14 protein-coding genes are annotated in these 14457 nt (G+C 74.2%); 5 read left to right on the forward strand and 9 right to left on the reverse strand.

From position 1 onward, the window contains the following. Positions 1 to 90: 90 nt before the first annotated feature. The 7 genes from ACW14Y_RS10600 to ACW14Y_RS10630 all read right to left on the reverse strand — a co-directional run bounded on the left by ACW14Y_RS10600 (position 91) and on the right by ACW14Y_RS10630 (position 7787). A complete protein-coding gene (locus tag ACW14Y_RS10600; RefSeq protein WP_053646726.1) occupies positions 91 to 1284 on the reverse strand; it encodes an argininosuccinate synthase in 1194 nt (397 codons plus the stop codon). A gap of 186 nt (positions 1285 to 1470) precedes the next feature. Then, positions 1471 to 2019 (reverse strand): arginine repressor, encoded by a 549-nt coding sequence (locus ACW14Y_RS10605; protein WP_030395991.1) that lies wholly within the window; start codon positions 2017 to 2019, stop codon positions 1471 to 1473. A 17-nt stretch (positions 2020 to 2036) separates the two neighbouring features. Continuing rightward, positions 2037 to 3245, reverse strand: coding sequence for an acetylornithine transaminase (locus tag ACW14Y_RS10610; protein ID WP_380444192.1), 1209 nt, complete (start codon positions 3243 to 3245; stop codon positions 2037 to 2039). Further along, a complete protein-coding gene (gene argB / locus ACW14Y_RS10615; RefSeq protein WP_380308364.1) occupies positions 3242 to 4117 on the reverse strand; it encodes an acetylglutamate kinase in 876 nt (291 codons plus the stop codon). The genes ACW14Y_RS10610 and argB overlap by 4 nt, the downstream gene beginning before the upstream one ends. Positions 4118 to 4240: 123 nt before the next feature. After that, positions 4241 to 5395 carry a bifunctional glutamate N-acetyltransferase/amino-acid acetyltransferase ArgJ gene (gene argJ / locus ACW14Y_RS10620; RefSeq protein WP_380308366.1) on the reverse strand — a complete coding sequence of 385 codons (1155 nt, stop codon included), beginning with the start codon at positions 5393 to 5395 and terminating at the stop codon, positions 4241 to 4243. Between the two features lie 14 nt (positions 5396 to 5409). Next, positions 5410 to 6438, reverse strand: a complete 1029-nt coding sequence (gene argC / locus ACW14Y_RS10625; protein ID WP_380392043.1) for an N-acetyl-gamma-glutamyl-phosphate reductase — start codon at positions 6436 to 6438, stop codon at positions 5410 to 5412. Between the two features lie 122 nt (positions 6439 to 6560). Beyond that, on the reverse strand, positions 6561 to 7787 hold the full coding sequence (locus ACW14Y_RS10630; RefSeq protein WP_380444194.1) for a methyltransferase: 1227 nt from the start codon (positions 7785 to 7787) through the stop codon (positions 6561 to 6563). Between the two features lie 183 nt (positions 7788 to 7970). Between ACW14Y_RS10630 and ACW14Y_RS10635 the strand changes: the two genes are divergently transcribed. Further along, complete coding sequence (locus ACW14Y_RS10635) at positions 7971 to 8375, forward strand: VOC family protein (protein ID WP_380308361.1); 405 nt, start codon at positions 7971 to 7973, stop codon at positions 8373 to 8375. A gap of 31 nt (positions 8376 to 8406) precedes the next feature. Then, a complete protein-coding gene (locus ACW14Y_RS10640) occupies positions 8407 to 8781 on the forward strand; it encodes an RNA-binding S4 domain-containing protein (RefSeq protein WP_030395982.1) in 375 nt (124 codons plus the stop codon). Between the two features lie 48 nt (positions 8782 to 8829). Here ACW14Y_RS10640 and ACW14Y_RS10645 read toward each other — a convergent pair whose 3' ends face one another. Further along, positions 8830 to 9711, reverse strand: a complete 882-nt coding sequence (locus ACW14Y_RS10645; protein WP_380310043.1) for an SAM-dependent methyltransferase — start codon at positions 9709 to 9711, stop codon at positions 8830 to 8832. Between the two features lie 284 nt (positions 9712 to 9995). On the opposite strand from ACW14Y_RS10645, the gene ACW14Y_RS10650 reads away from it, so the two are divergent. Further along, entirely contained in the window at positions 9996 to 10907 is a 912-nt protein-coding gene (locus ACW14Y_RS10650) for a polysaccharide deacetylase family protein (protein WP_380392038.1), read from the forward strand. A 129-nt stretch (positions 10908 to 11036) separates the two neighbouring features. Further along, positions 11037 to 12062, forward strand: a complete 1026-nt coding sequence (locus tag ACW14Y_RS10655; RefSeq protein WP_456986607.1) for a ketopantoate reductase family protein — start codon at positions 11037 to 11039, stop codon at positions 12060 to 12062. A gap of 108 nt (positions 12063 to 12170) precedes the next feature. Here ACW14Y_RS10655 and ACW14Y_RS10660 read toward each other — a convergent pair whose 3' ends face one another. Continuing rightward, positions 12171 to 12989, reverse strand: coding sequence for an SDR family NAD(P)-dependent oxidoreductase (locus tag ACW14Y_RS10660; protein ID WP_380392033.1), 819 nt, complete (start codon positions 12987 to 12989; stop codon positions 12171 to 12173). Positions 12990 to 13361: 372 nt separating this feature from the next. Between ACW14Y_RS10660 and ACW14Y_RS10665 the strand changes: the two genes are divergently transcribed. Further along, positions 13362 to 14231: a 3-hydroxybutyryl-CoA dehydrogenase gene (locus ACW14Y_RS10665; protein ID WP_456986608.1), complete on the forward strand. Its 870-nt coding sequence runs from the start codon at positions 13362 to 13364 to the stop codon at positions 14229 to 14231. Positions 14232 to 14457: the final 226 nt, after the last annotated feature.

The following is a 14457-nucleotide window of genomic DNA, read 5'->3' on the forward strand; positions in this document are numbered from 1 at the left end:
ACTGGCTCCTTACGGACGTGCGGGAAGGGGGGTTCGGGGGTGGTCCCGGCCGGCCCCGCGGGAGCGGGGCGCGGCCGGGTCCGGGGCGGCTCAGCCCAGGTCGCGACGGGCGGCGATCTTCGAGGAGAGGCCGAAGATCTCGATGAAGCCCTTGGACATCGACTGGTCGAAGGTGTCGCCGGTGTCGTAGGTGGCGAGGTTGAAGTCGTACAGCGACTGGTCCGACTTGCGGCCGTTGACGACGGCCCGGCCGCCGTGCAGGACGATCCGGATGTCGCCGGAGACGTGCTGGTTGGCCTCGTTCACGAAGCCGTCGAGGGCACGCTTGAGCGGGGAGAACCACAGGCCGTCGTAGACCAGTTCGGCCCAGCGCTGCTCGACCTGCCGCTTGTAGCGGGCGAGTTCGCGCTCGACGGTGACGTTCTCCAGCGCCTGGTGGGCGGTGATCAGGGCGATCGCGCCGGGGGCCTCGTAGATCTCCCGGGACTTGATGCCGACGAGGCGGTCCTCGACCATGTCGAGCCGGCCGACGCCCTGGGCGCCGGCGCGCTTGTTGAGCTCCTCGATCGCCTGCAGGACGGTGACCTTGCGGCCGTCGATCGCGACCGGGACGCCGGCGTCGAAGGTGATGACCACCTCGTCGGCCTCGCGCGCGGTGGCGGGGTTCTGGGTGTACTCGTAGACGTCCTCGATCGGGGCGTTCCAGATGTCCTCGAGGAAGCCGGTCTCGACGGCCCGGCCGAAGACGTTCTGGTCGATCGAGTACGGGGACTTCTTGGTGGTGGCGATCGGCAGGCCCTTGGCCTCGGCGAAGGCGATGGCCTTGTCCCGGGTCATCGCGTAGTCGCGGACCGGGGCGATGCACTTGAGGCCGGGGGCCAGCGAGTTGATGCCGACCTCGAAGCGGACCTGGTCGTTGCCCTTGCCGGTGCATCCGTGGGCGACGGTGGTGGCGCCGTGCTTCTGGGCGGCGGCCACCAGGTGCTTGACGATGACCGGCCGGGAGAGGGCGGACACCAGCGGGTACTGGCCCTGGTAGAGGGCGTTGGCCTTGACGGCCGGGAGGCAGTACTCGTCGGCGAACTCGTCGCGGGCGTCGGCGACCTCGGCCTCGACGGCGCCGCAGTCCAGCGCCCGCTGGCGGATGACGTCCAGGTCCTCGCCGCCCTGGCCGACGTCGACGGCGACGGCGATGACCTCGGCGCCCGTCTCCTCGGCGATCCAGCCGATGCAGACGGACGTGTCCAGACCGCCCGAGTAGGCGAGTACGACGCGCTCGGTCACGGCTTTCTCCTTCACAACTGTGCGAACAGGCTTACGGCGACAGGCATAAGTATGCACTACTCCGTATGAATCTCAAAACCCCGTGGCGGGGGCGGTTCCGGATACGCCTGTGGGCCCGGTCGGAACCGGGCCCACAGGGCGGTGCGGGGCTGTACGAGGGGCCGTGCGAGGGCCGTGCGGGAGGGCTTACTGCGCCTTCGCCTGGGCGAGTTGCATGAGGTGGTCGGCGAGGGCCTGGCCGCCGGCCGGGTCGCGGCTGATCAGCAGCACGGTGTCGTCGCCGGCGATGGTGCCGATGATCTCGAACACCTCCGCCTGGTCGATCGCCGAGGCCAGGAACTGCGCCGCGCCGGGCGGGGTGCGCAGCACCACCAGGTTGCCGGACGCGGTCGCGGAGACCATCAGCTCGCCGGCCAGCCGGGCCATCCGGCCCTCGGTGGCGGACTCCCCCATCGGCGCGCGCGGGGTGCGGTCGCCGCCCTCGGCCGGGACGGCGTAGATGAGCGCGCCGTCCCGGTTGCGGATCTTCACCGCGCCCAGCTCGTCCAGGTCCCGGGAGAGGGTGGCCTGGGTGACCACGAGTCCGTCGTCGGCGAGCAGCTTGGCGAGCTGGCTCTGCGAGCGCACGGGCTGGCGGGTGAGCAGGTCCACGATCCGCCGGTGGCGCGCGGTGCGGGTCTGCGGGACCTGCGGCGTCGGGCCGGCGGCGGGCTGGCCGGAGTGGGGAACGGTCATGTGATGATTCTCCCGGACTACGCTCGGTTCGCATCGTCCGGGGCGTCCGCCCGCACGGCCCGCAGCACGGCGGGCAGCGCGGCCAGGAAGGCGTCCGCCTCCTGCTCGGTGAGCACCAGCGGCGGCGCGAGGCGCACCGCGTCCGGCACCGCGGCGTTCACCAGGAAGCCGGCCTCCTGGAGGCCCGCCTGCACCTTCGCGGAGACCGGGGCGGTGAGCACGATGCCGAGCAGCAGCCCGGCCCCGCGCACGTGCGAGACCAGCGGGTCGTCGATCGCCTCGACGCCGTGCCGCAGCCGCTCGCCGATCTTGCGGGCGTGCTCCAGCAGTCCTTCGGACCCGATGGTGTCCAGCACCGCGAGCGCGGCCGCCGCGACGACCGGGTTGCCGCCGAAGGTGGTGCCGTGCTGGCCCGGGGTGAGCAGGTCGGCGGCCTCGCCGAAGGCGAGCACGGCCCCGATCGGCAGTCCGCCGCCGAGCGCCTTGGCGAGCGTGACGACGTCCGGCTCGACCCCGTCGAAGGCCTGGTGCGCGAACCAGTGGCCGGTGCGGCCGACGCCGGTCTGGATCTCGTCGAGCACGAGCAGGGTGCCGGTGGCGCGGGTGATCTCGCGGGCGGCCCGCAGATAGCCGTCGGGCAGCGGGACGGCGCCGTTCTCGCCCTGGATCGGCTCCAGGAAGACGGCGGCCGTGTCGGTGGTGACCGCCGCGCGCAGCGCCTCCACGTCACCGAACGGGACGTGGGTGACGTCGCCGGGCAGCGGGCGGAACGGCTCCTGCTTGGCGGGCTGGCCGGTGAGCGCGAGGGCGCCCATGGTGCGGCCGTGGAAGGCGCCCTCCAGGGCGACCAGGTGGGTGCGGCCGGTCCGGCGGGAGATCTTGAAGGCGGCCTCGTTGGCCTCGGCGCCGGAGTTGCAGAAGAACACCCGCCCGGGGCGCCCGTCGAGTTCCAGCAGCCGTTCGGCGAGGGCGACGGTGGGCTCGGCCAGGAACAGGTTGGAGATGTGGCCGAGGGTGGCGATCTGCCGGCCCACGGCCTCGACCACGGCCGGGTGGGCGGTGCCGAGGGCGTTGACCGCGATGCCGCCGAGCAGGTCGGTGTAGGCCTTGCCGTCGGCGTCCCAGAGGGTGCTGCCCTCGCCCCGGACCAGCGGGATCCGCGGGGTGCCGTAGTTGTCGGTGAAGGCGTGCTGCCACCGCTCGGTCAGCTGGGCGTTGGAAGTCATGCGAGTCCCCCGGTCACGGTCGGTTCGTCGTCGGGCACGACCATGGTGCCGATGCCCTCGTCGGTGAAGATCTCCAGCAGCAGGCTGTGCGGCACCCGGCCGTCCAGCACGCGGGCGGTGCCGACGCCCGAGCGGACGGCGTTCAGGCAGCCCTCCATCTTGGGCACCATGCCGGAGGCCAGGCCCGGCAGCAGTTCCTCCAGCTCGGTGGCGTCCAGCTGGCTGATCACGTCGTCCGACTCCGGCCAGTCCTTGTAGAGGCCCTCGACGTCGGTCAGCACGACGAGCATCTCGGCCCCGAGGGCGACCGCGAGGGCGGAGGCGGCGGTGTCGGCGTTGATGTTGTAGACGTGGCCGTCGGTGCCGCGGGCGATCGAGGAGACCACCGGGATCCGGCCGTCCGCGATCAGCGCCTTCACCGCGCCGGCCTCGACGTTGACGATGTCGCCGACCAGGCCGATGTCGACCGACTCGCCGTCGACGACCGCGTACCGCTTGACCGCGGTCATGGTGTGCGCGTCCTCGCCGGTCATGCCGACCGCGAACGGGCCGTGCTCGTTGAGCAGGCCGACCAGTTCCCGCTGCACCTGGCCGGCGAGCACCATCCGGACCACGTCCATGGTCTCCGGGGTGGTGACCCGCAGGCCGTTGGTGAACGAGGACTCCAGGCCGAGCCGGTCGAGCTGGGCGCTGATCTGCGGGCCGCCGCCGTGCACCACGACGGGGTGGAGCCCGGCGAAGCGCAGGAAGACGACGTCCGCGGCGAAGGCGGCCTTGAGCTCCTCGTCGACCATGGCGTTGCCGCCGAACTTGATGACGACGGTCTTGCCGTGGAAGCGCTCCAGCCAGGGCAGGGCCTCGATGAGCGTCATGGCCTTGGGCAACGCGGTGTTGTTCCGGGCCTGTTCGCCCTTGGGTGCGATCTTCACGGTACTGGTCATCCCCCGGCTCGGGTGGCGGCGGTCGGACGGGTCGGCCGGCGGGCCGGCCCGCCGTCAGGTGGAGTAGGCGCTGTTCTCGTGCACGTAGTCGGCGGTGAGGTCGTTGGTCCACAGGGTGGCGGCGGCCCCGCCGGCGTTGAGGTTCGCGGTGATCACGACCTCGCGCCCGCTCATGTCGACCAGGTCCCGGTCCTCCCCCACGCTGCCGTCGCGGCACACCCAGACGCCGTTGATGGCCACGTCGAGCCGGTCCGGGTCGAAGGCGGCGTCGGTGGTGCCGATCGCGGCCAGCACCCGGCCCCAGTTGGGGTCCTCGCCATGGATGGCGCACTTGAGCAGGTTGTTGCGGCCGATCACCCGGGCGACGCCGACGGCCTCGTCCTCGGTGGCGGCGCCGGTGACGTCGATCCGGATGTCCTTGCTCGCGCCCTCGGCGTCGCCGATCAGCTGCCGGGCGAGGTCGGCGCAGACCGCGCGCACCGCCTCGTCGAACTCGGCCGGCTCCGGGGCGGTGCCGCTGGCGCCGGAGGCGAGCAGCAGCACGGTGTCGTTGGTCGACATGCAGCCGTCGGAGTCGATCCGGTCGAAGGTGGTGCGGGTGGCGGCGCGCAGCGCGGTGTCCAGGGCGGCCGCGTCGGCGTCGGCGTCGGTGGTGAGCACGACCAGCATGGTGGCGAGGCCCGGGGCGAGCATGCCGGCGCCCTTCGCCATGCCGCCGACCGTCCAGCCGGCCGGGCTGGTGACCTGCGCGGTCTTGTGGACGGTGTCGGTGGTCTTGATGGCGATCGCGGCGGCCTCGCCGCCGGCGGCGTCGAGCGCGGCGGCGGCGGTGGCGACCCCGGGCAGCAGGAGGTCCATCGGCAGCCGGACGCCGATCAGACCGGTGGAGGCGACGGCGACCTCGCCGGCGCTCAGCTTCAGCTCCTCGGCGACCTTCTCGGCGGTGGCGTGGGTGTCCTGGAAACCCAGCGGTCCGGTGCAGGCGTTGGCGCCACCGGAGTTGAGGACGACGGCGGAGACCGTGCCGCCCTTGAGGACCTGCTCGGACCAGAGCACGGGGGCGGCCTTGACCCGGTTGGAGGTGAAGACGCCGGCCGCCGCGAGCGAGGGGCCGTCGTTGACGACCAGGGCGAGGTCCGGGGTACCGGAGGCCTTGATCCCGGCGGTGACGCCGGCCGCCCGGAAGCCCCGGGCCGCGGTCACGCCGATGTTCTGGTGGTCGGTCACGGTGCGACTCCGTTCACGGGAAGGCCGAGCTCCTCGGGCAGGCCGAGGGCGATGTTCATGCTCTGCACCGCGCCGCCGGCGGTGCCCTTGACCAGGTTGTCGATCGCGCTGATCGCCACGATCCGCCCGGCGGCCTCGTCCAGGGCGACCTGCACCAGCGCGGTGTTGGCGCCGTAGACGCTGCTGGTCTGCGGCCACTGCCCGGCGGGGAGCAGGTGGACGAACGGCTCGTCCGCGTACGCCTCGGCGTAGGCGGCGCGCAGTTCCTCGGCGCCGACCCCCGGCCGGGCCTTCGCGGAGCAGGTGGCGAGGATGCCGCGCGGCATCGGGACCAGGGTGGGGGTGAAGGAGACGCTGACCGGCTCGCCCGCGAGCGGGGTGAGGTTCTGCGCCATCTCCGGGGTGTGCCGGTGGACGCCGCCGACGCCGTAGGCGCTGACGCTGCCCATCACCTCGCTGCCGAGCAGGTGGGTCTTGGCGGCCTTGCCGGCGCCGGAGGTGCCGGAGGCGGCGACCACCACCGCCTCGGGCTCGGCGAGGCCGGCCGCGTAGGCGGGGAACAGCGCCAGCGAGACGGCCGTCGGGTAGCAGCCGGGGACGGCGATCCGGTTGACGCCCTTGAGCGCGTCGCGGTGGCCGGGCAGTTCGGGCAGGCCGTAGGGCCAGGTGCCGGCGTGCGCCGAGCCGTAGAACTGCTCCCAGTCGGAGGCCGCCCTGAGCCGGAAGTCGGCGCCGCAGTCGACGACCAGGACGTTCTCGCCGAGCGCCTCGGCCACGGCGGCGGACTGCCCGTGCGGCAGCGCCAGGAAGACCACGTCGTGGTCGGCCAGCACCTCCGGGGTGGTGGGCTCCAGGATCCGGCCGGCCAGCGCCGGCAGGTGCGGCTGGAGCAGTCCCAGCGCGGTGCCCGCGTTGGAGCCGCCGGTCAGCGCCCCGATCTCGACCTCCGGGTGGCCGAGCAGCAGGCGCAGCACCTCGCCGCCCGCGTATCCGCTCGCGCCGGCGACGGCGACTCGCAATGCCATGGCGTTCCTCCTTCGTCGAGGCATGAATATACGCAGTACCGAACATTCATGCAAGGAGTTCCGGCGGAACCGCCCCGGGGCGGTTGCTCCCCGGGGCGGACGTCCTCAGTGGCGGACCGCGCTCAGCGCTTGACGGCCTTCAGCACCACGAACTTCGGATTGCCCGCGACCGTCCGGCAGTTGCCGAACAGCCGGCGGAGCTTGACGTGGTAGTCGAGATTGCGGTTGCCGACCACCCAGAGCTCGCCGCCGGGGCGCAGCGCGCGCTTGGCTCCGGTGAACATCCGCCAGGCGGTGGCGTCGGTGGTGGCCTGGTGCGAGTGGAACGGCGGGTTGTTGAGGACGAGGTCCACCGAGCCGGCCGGCACGTCGGCGTCGTCGAGCGCGTCGGCGGTGCGGAACTCCGCCCGGGCGTCCGGGCCGAGGTTGGCGCGGAAGGTCTCCTCGGCGGAGGCCACCGCCGGGTGCGACTCGTCGACGAAGAGCAGCTCGATCCCGGGGGTGGCCAGCGCGGCGGCGGTGCCCACCACGCCGTTGCCGCAGCCGAGGTCCACCACCCGGGCGCCCGGGGCGGGGACCGGCAGGTGGGCGAGCAGGAAACGGGTGCCGATGTCCAGGCGGTCGGCGCAGAAGGTGCCGGCGTGGTTGGTGACGGTGCGGCCCGAGACGGCGCCGATGTCGCCGGGCAGGGCGTAGCGGAGCGGCCACGGGTTGGGGCCGGGGTCGAGCGCCCGGTCCGGGGTGCAGAGGATCAGCCGGGCCTTGCGGACCGCGAGCGAGGTGCGGGTCGGGCCGAGGATCCGCTCGAAGAGCTTCAGGGTGGAGGTGTGGATCTCGGTGACCATGCCGGTGCCGAGGACGACCGTGTCCGGGTGGAGGGCCGGGGCGAGCCGGTGCAGCTGGTCCTCCAGCAGGCCGAGGCTCTTGGGGACCCGCACCAGCAGGACGTCGATCCGGTCGGGCGGGGTGTCGCGGGTGGTCGTCAGCCGGGCGGCGGAGGGGTCGGCACCGGCCCGGGCGAGGTTGGCGAGGGTGGCGCGCCGGGCGAGGTGCGAGTCGCTGATCTGGGTGACCTCGGCGGGCCGGTCCGGGCCGGCCGGCAGTGCGGCGAGCGCGGTGGTGAGCGCGCCCCAGCGGTCGCCGACGACGGTGACGGCGCGGCCGGCCAGGGCGGTGGCCAGGCCCCCGGCCGAGTCGGCCTGGCCGGCCAGGTGCCGCAGCAGGTACTCGTCGGAGGCGTCCCAGGCGCGCAGCCGCTCGCGCGGATCCTCCGGGAATCGGGTGAGGACGAGATCGCCCCAGGGAGTCGGGAAAGGGGTCGGGGCGGCCGGTTCGGCGAGGGGGTTCATTGTGGCCCAGGCTAACCGACCGCCGGACCGCCCGACCGCCCGTGCCGGGCGCGGGGCGGGGCGTGGGGCGGTCGGGGCGCGGGGCCGGCGGTCCGGGCCCGGGGCGGGCGCATGCCGGGCGCGGTGCGGGGCCGCGGCCGATACTGGAATGGCCCGAGGGATCCCGAGGGAAGGCACGAGGCCATGGATTGGAAGCTGGAAGTGGTGGTGGTCCCGGTGGCGGACGTCGACCGGGCCAAGGTCTTCTACGAGGAGCAGGCCGGTTTCGCCGTCGACCACGACACCCGGATCCGGGACGGCCTGCGGGTGGTGCAGCTGACGCCGCCCGGCTCCGGCTGCTCGATCGTGCTGGGCACCGGCCTGACCGACGCCCCGGCCGGCTCGGTGAAGGGCCTGCAGCTCGTGGTGCCGGACATCGAGCGCGCCCACAAGGAGCTGCTGGCCCGCGGCGTCGAGGTGAGCCCGGTGCAGCACTTCGAGGCCGGGGACCGGGTGGACGGCCGCGGCGAGGTGTGGAACTCCTTCGTCTTCTTCAACGACCCGGACGGCAACGGCTGGGCGGTCCAGGAGGCCCCCGGCCGCCGCTGAGCGCCACCGGCCGCCGCCCTAAGCTCGAAGGATGGTCGAGAACGAGGGAAACGTCCGGGTGGACAGCTGGATCTGGTCGGTGCGGCTGGCGAAGACCCGGTCCGCCGCCGCGGCGGCCTGCAAGGCCGGGCACGTGCGGGTGAACGGCGAACGGGCCAAGCCGGCGCAGGCGGTGAAGCCGGGCGACGAGGTCCGGGTGCGCCAGGAGGGCTGGGAGCGGGTCGTCGTGGTGCGCAAGCTCATCCGCAAGCGGGTCGGCGCCGAGGTCGCCGCCGACTGCCTGGTGGACAACAGCCCGCCGCGCCCGGCCCGGGAGTTCGTCGCCGCCCCCGGCCTGCGCGACCGCGGCGCCGGCCGCCCCACCAAGCGCGACCGCCGCGACATGGACGGCCTGCGCGGCCGCTAGGGGGTCCGGGTCCGGGGCCGGGCGGGCCGCCCGGCCCCGGACCTCGGCTCAGTTCTTGACGGCGACGCCGGCGTAGGCGGAGACGTCCTGCCAGCCGGCCGGGAGGTCCGCGGTGGGGACGTGGCCGGCGACGGGGCGCCAGAGCGGGAGCTGGACCAGGCCGGGGCCGACGAACTCGAAGTCGCCGAAGAAGGGTTCGACGGCCGCGCGCGGGCGCAGCACCAGCGGGGCGCTGGCGCTGCGGTAGATCCGGGTGCCCTCGGCGGCGCTCTCGCGGGAGGCGAAGTCGGGGCTGCCGTGGGAGAGGATCAGCACGCTGCCGGGGGCGAGCGCGTCGCGCAGGGTGCGCACGATCCGCTCGGCGCCGTCCTCGTCGCGGATGAAGTGCAGAACGGCGACCAGCATCAGGGCGACCGGCCTGCCGAGGTCGACGGCGCCGCGCAGGGCGGGGTGGTCGAGGATCGCCTCGGGCTCGCGCAGGTCCGCCTCGATGACGGAGGTGTGCCCGGCCGGGTGGCCGGAGAGCAGGGCGCGGGCGTGGGTGGCCACGATCGGGTCGTTGTCGACGTAGACGACCCGGGCGTCGGGCGCGGCCCGCTGGGCGACCTCGCTGGTGGAGCCGACGGCCGGGATGCCGGTGCCGATGTCGACGAACTGCCGGATCCCCCGGCCGGCCGCGAACTCCACGGCCCGGCCCAGGAATTCGCGGTTGGTGCGGGCCAGCAGCGGCAGCGCCGGGTAGGCGGCGATGGCGGCCTCGGCGGCCTTGCGGTCGGCCTCGAAGTTGTCCTTGCCGCCGAGGTAGTAGTCGTACATCCGGGCGGTGTGCGGCACGCCGGTGTCGAGTTCCGTCGGCGGCCGCCAGTCCTCGGCGCGCGCCCATTCCCATGCGTCCACGACGTCGGCCGCCGTGCTCGTGTCCTCGGTCATCTTCCGCCCCCTGGTGTCCGCCGCGTGTCCGCCGCGTGCTGTGCGCCCGGCGCGTCCGCTGCCGGACGTCCCGGGCCCCCGTCGCGCCGTGTGGCCGACGGCGGCCGCCGAGCGGCCCCCACCGCACGGTGCGCCGTGATCGTAACCGACGACTCGCCGCTGAAACAGCGGTAGTTCAGGTTTCCGCAGCGTCCGAACGATGCCGCGCGGGCGGGTCGGCCCCGGTCCGCGCCGGGCGCGCGGGCGTTCGCCGCCGGGGGACGCCGTCTCTATGCTGGCTGCCGATGACTGTCGACCGGCGCACTGTCCTGCGCACCACCGTCAAGCTGGCCGCTCTCGCCTCGGCCGGCGGGCTGCTCACCGCCTGCGGCGACACCGGCCGCCGCCGGGCCGATCCGGGGTCGTTCGCCGTGCGCCCGGGCCCGGTGGACCCCTCCGGCACCGTGGACCCGGCCTGGCCGGCCGGCGAGGGTCCCGCCTCGCCCGCGCCCACGGCGCCCGCCCCGTCCGCCCCGCCGGCCGAGGGACCCGCGCCGGCCGCCGCGGCCGCCAGCGCGCCGCCCGTCCCGCCGGTGCTGCCGCCGCTGGCCGCCGGCACGCCCTTCGAGGTGGCGTTCGGGCCGCGCACCGGCCGCAACGTCGCGCTGACCTGCCACGGCAGCGGTGATCCGGCGCTGGCCACGGCGCTGCTGGAGACCGCCGAGAAGCGCGGCGTCGGCCTCACCGTGATGGTCGTCGGCAGTTGGCTGGACCAGCAGCCGCAGATGGCCCGGCGGATCCTGGACGGCGGCCACGAGCTGGGCAACCACACCCAGAACCACCAGAACATCTCGGCGATGTCCCCGGACCGGGCGCGCGACGAGATCGCCCAGTGCGCGGAGCGGCTGCAGCGGCTGACCGGCTCGATCGGGCGCTGGTTCCGCCCGTCCGCCGCCCAGTACGCGACGCCGATGGTGCGGGAGCAGGCCCGGGCGGTCGGCTACGAGCACGTGCTCGCCTTCGACGTGGACCCGCGCGACTACGCCGACCCGACCGCCGCCGAACTCCAGCGGCGGGTGCTCACCTCGGTGCGCGGCGGCTCGGTGGTCGCCCTGCACCTGGGGCACCGCTGCACGGTGGACGCCCTGCCCGGCATCCTGGACGGCCTCGCCAAGGCCGGCCTGACCCCGGTGACCGCCAGCCGCCTCTGCGCCTGACCCCGGTGACCGCCAGCCGCCTCTGCGCCTGACCCCGGTCCCGGGCCGCCCCCCGAGGCACCCTCCGGGGGCACCGGCCCCTCCCCGCCCGGGCCGGACCGGGGTTGTGGGCCGTGGGATGCTTCGGCCATGCGCTACATCATCATCGGGGCGGGTGCGGTGGGCGGCACGATCGGTGCCCGGCTGCACGAGGGTGGACACGAGGTGGTCCTGGTCGCGCGCGGCGCGCACCTGGGGGCGCTGCGCGCGAACGGACTGCGGTTCGGGACGCCGCAGGGCACCCGGACGCTGCGGATCCCGGCGGTCGGCGGGCCGGCGGAGCTGGCGCTGCGGCCGGACGACGTGCTGCTGCTCGCCGTGAAGTCGCAGGACACCGCCGCCGTGCTGGCCGAGTGGGCGCCGCGTCCGGTGGCCGGCGGCGGGACGGCCGCCGAGCGGCTGCCGCTGGTGTGCGCGCAGAACGGCGTGGAGAACGAGCGGCTCGCGCTGCGGCTGTTCCGCGAGGTACTGGCGGTGTTCGTGTGGATGCCCTCCACCCATGTCGCGCCGGGCCGGGTGAGCGCCAACGGCACCCCGGTGAGCGGGATCCTGAGGCTCGGCGGGTACCCCTCCGGCAGCGGGGGCGAGCGGGCCGCCGCGATCGCCGCCGACCTCGGCGGGTCGGGTTTCGCCGCGCCGGTGGACGCGGACGTGGCGCGCTGGAAGTACACCAAGCTGCTCGGCAACCTCGGCAACGCGCTGGACGCGGTGGCCGGGCGGGGCCCGTACGGCGGGGGCTCGGCGGACGGCCGGCTGGAGGCGCTGTACGAGCGGGTGACCGCCGAGGGCGCGGCCGTGCTGGCCGCCGCCGGCCTCCCCCACGACGATCCGGACGAGCTGGCCCGCAGCTGCGGCAAGGCGCTGCGGCTGGAGCCGGTGGAGGGCGAGCAGCGGACCGGTTCCTCGTCCTGGCAGAGCCTGGCGCGCGGGACGGGTTCGATCGAGGCGGACCACCTGAACGGCGAGATCGTCCTGCTGGCGCGGCTGCACGGGGCGGCGGCGCCGCTGAACGAGGCGCTCCAGCGGCTGGCCGGGGAGTTCGCCCGGGCGGGGCGGGCGCCGGGTTCGCTCACCCCGGAGGAACTGGACGGTCTGGCGGCGCTCGGCGGCCTCTGAGCGCCCCTCCCCCGCACCGTCACGCCCCGCGCGCGACGACCGCTGCACTCCCGCACCCGGTCGGCCCCGCACCGGGTCGGCCCCGCACCGGGTCGGCCCCGCACCGGGTCAGCCCATCGGGTCGTCCGGCCCGTAGGCGCGCAGCCGCAGCGTCCGGGCGTCCGCCGCGCGGATCTCCTCCGCGCGGCGGACGAGCTCCTCCAGGTTGTCCCGCCCGGCGTGGATGAACCGTCCGTGCAGCGCGTCGAAGCGCCCGCGCGCGGCGTCCACGGTGACGGCGACCATGTACGGGACGGAGCCCCAGGCCTTCATGTCCCGGAACATCGGCATCCCGGCGGTCATGTCGGTGGCGACGGCGCCGGGGCTGATGTCGAGGACGACGATCCCGTGCTCGGCGAGCGGGTCGGCGAGGTTGTCGGAGAGCCGGAGCAGTGCGGCCTTGGAGGTCGCGTACGCGGTGTACCGGCTCTCGGGGCGCAGCGCGAACCCGGAGTTGAGGTTGACGACGCGGCCTCGGCGGCGCTCGACCATGCCGGGCAGCACACAGCGCAGCAGGTTGTAGGGGCCGCGCAGGTTGACCTCGACGACCTGCCACCACTGGTTGACGTCGGTCTCCCAGAGCGGGGCCTCGACCGGGTCGGTCCGGCCGGCGTTGTTGACCAGCAGGTCGATCGGGCCGAGGTCGCGTTCGACGACGCGGACGGCCTCGCGGACGGAGCCGGGCCGGGTGACGTCGGCGGTGACGGCGACGCCGCGCGAGCCGTGCCGGACGCATTCCTTGAGGGTGTCGGTGAGGGTCTCGTGGGTGCGGCCGACCAGGCCGACGGCCATGCCCTCGGCGGCGAGGCCGATGGCGATCTCGCGGCCGATGCCGCGGCCGGCGCCGGTGACCAGGGTGACCTGTCCCGTGAGCGATCCCGTCGGCATGCCGCTGCTCCTTCGCGTGTCCCCGGCCACCCCGCTGTCCGGCCCGCATTCTGTCCCCCGGTGGGCGGGGGCGGTGGCCGAGGGGGCGCGCGACGCGGACAGGGCCACCCGTTCGGCGCAGGCCCGGGACGGGGGCAGGCCGGGAACGGGGCGGGGAGGGGCGACGACCGGAAGGGGGACGCGGTCGGGACGACCTGGGGGCGGGGACCGGCCGTTCCGCCCGGGGAGGGGATGACCTACTCGCCGGTAGGGAGTAGTAACGTCGTCGGGACGGTGCACCGGTCCGCACATACCGGTGCTCCCGAACCGCCGAACAGCAGCTGCTGGGCCACCGTCGCTGGGCGACCCCCGGCACCACCGAAGGGCAACTGAGTGAGTGACATCGCGCGTGTCGGAGTGATCGGCTGCGGCCTGATGGGGTCGGGCATCGCGGAGGTGTTCGCCCGGGCGGGGCTGGACGTCCTGGTCGCCGAGGCCGGCGGCGAGGCGCTGGAGTTCGGGCGCACCCGGCTGACCAACTCACTGGAGACCGCCGTGCAGCGCGGCAAGCTGACGGAGGAGCAGAAGGACGAGGCGCTCGCCCGGCTGTCCTTCACCGTCGACCTGGCGGACTTCGCGGACCGCGACCTGGTGGTCGAGGCGGTCGCGGAGCGCGAGGACATCAAGGTGAAGATCTTCGAGACGCTGGACCGCGTCGTCGAGCGCCGGGACGCGATCCTCGCCTCCAACACCTCCTCGATCCCGATCGTGAAGCTGGCCGCCGCCACCTCCCGTCCCGAGCAGGTGATCGGCCTGCACTTCTTCAACCCGGCGCCGGTGCAGAAGCTGGTCGAGGTGATCCCGACCCTGACCACCTCGTCGGCGACCACCGACCGGGCCGAGGCCTTCGCCATCGAGGTGCTGCACAAGGCCCCGATCCGCGCCCGGGACCGGGCCGGCTTCGTGGTCAACGCGCTGCTGGTGCCGTACCTGCTGTCGGCGGTCCGGATGTTCGAGACCGGTGTGGCCACCGCCTCCGACATCGACAAGGGCATGGAGGCCGGCTGCGCCCACCCGATGGGCCCGCTGCGGCTGTGCGACCTGATCGGTCTGGACACCATCGTCTCCATCGCCGAGTCGATGTACGACGAGTACAAGGAGCCGCTGTTCGCCGCTCCGCCGCTGCTGTCCCGGATGGTCGACGCGGGCCTGCTGGGCCGCAAGTCCGGCCGGGGCTTCTACGACTACACCGCGACCGCCTGACGGTCCGCCGTCCGCGGACGTGACGGGGCCCGGGAGCGGTATCCAGCTCCCGGGCCCCTGGTGTGCCACCCAATTGCTCTGCACCGGCACGTTTAAGGGTGTGGGTCAGTCTCACAACGTTGCTCTGCCATTGAAGCTACCGCGCCACGGAGAGGCGCAGACGGGAGTCGAACCCGCAACCCACGCTGTAGCACACACCCGGTCGATCCGGCGCTCGGCGGCGAAT

Source organism: Kitasatospora sp. cg17-2, assembly GCF_054031055.1.

What these genes read in the sequence shown, in the direction of transcription:
- ACW14Y_RS10610 (WP_380444192.1), bottom strand. Translation starts at nt 3,245, where the DNA reads ATGACTTCCAACGCCCAGCTGACCGAGCGGTGGCAGCACGCCTTCACC.
- argC (WP_380392043.1), bottom strand. Translation starts at nt 6,438, where the DNA reads ATGGCATTGCGAGTCGCCGTCGCCGGCGCGAGCGGATACGCGGGCGGC.
- ACW14Y_RS10635 (WP_380308361.1), top strand. Translation starts at nt 7,971, where the DNA reads ATGGATTGGAAGCTGGAAGTGGTGGTGGTCCCGGTGGCGGACGTCGAC.
- ACW14Y_RS10650 (WP_380392038.1), top strand. Translation starts at nt 9,996, where the DNA reads ATGACTGTCGACCGGCGCACTGTCCTGCGCACCACCGTCAAGCTGGCC.
- ACW14Y_RS10660 (WP_380392033.1), bottom strand. Translation starts at nt 12,989, where the DNA reads ATGCCGACGGGATCGCTCACGGGACAGGTCACCCTGGTCACCGGCGCC.
- ACW14Y_RS10645 (WP_380310043.1), bottom strand. Translation starts at nt 9,711, where the DNA reads ATGACCGAGGACACGAGCACGGCGGCCGACGTCGTGGACGCATGGGAA.
- argB (WP_380308364.1), bottom strand. Translation starts at nt 4,117, where the DNA reads ATGACGCTCATCGAGGCCCTGCCCTGGCTGGAGCGCTTCCACGGCAAG.
- ACW14Y_RS10605 (WP_030395991.1), bottom strand. Translation starts at nt 2,019, where the DNA reads ATGACCGTTCCCCACTCCGGCCAGCCCGCCGCCGGCCCGACGCCGCAG.
- ACW14Y_RS10655 (WP_456986607.1), top strand. Translation starts at nt 11,037, where the DNA reads ATGCGCTACATCATCATCGGGGCGGGTGCGGTGGGCGGCACGATCGGT.
- ACW14Y_RS10630 (WP_380444194.1), bottom strand. Translation starts at nt 7,787, where the DNA reads ATGAACCCCCTCGCCGAACCGGCCGCCCCGACCCCTTTCCCGACTCCC.
- ACW14Y_RS10640 (WP_030395982.1), top strand. Translation starts at nt 8,407, where the DNA reads ATGGTCGAGAACGAGGGAAACGTCCGGGTGGACAGCTGGATCTGGTCG.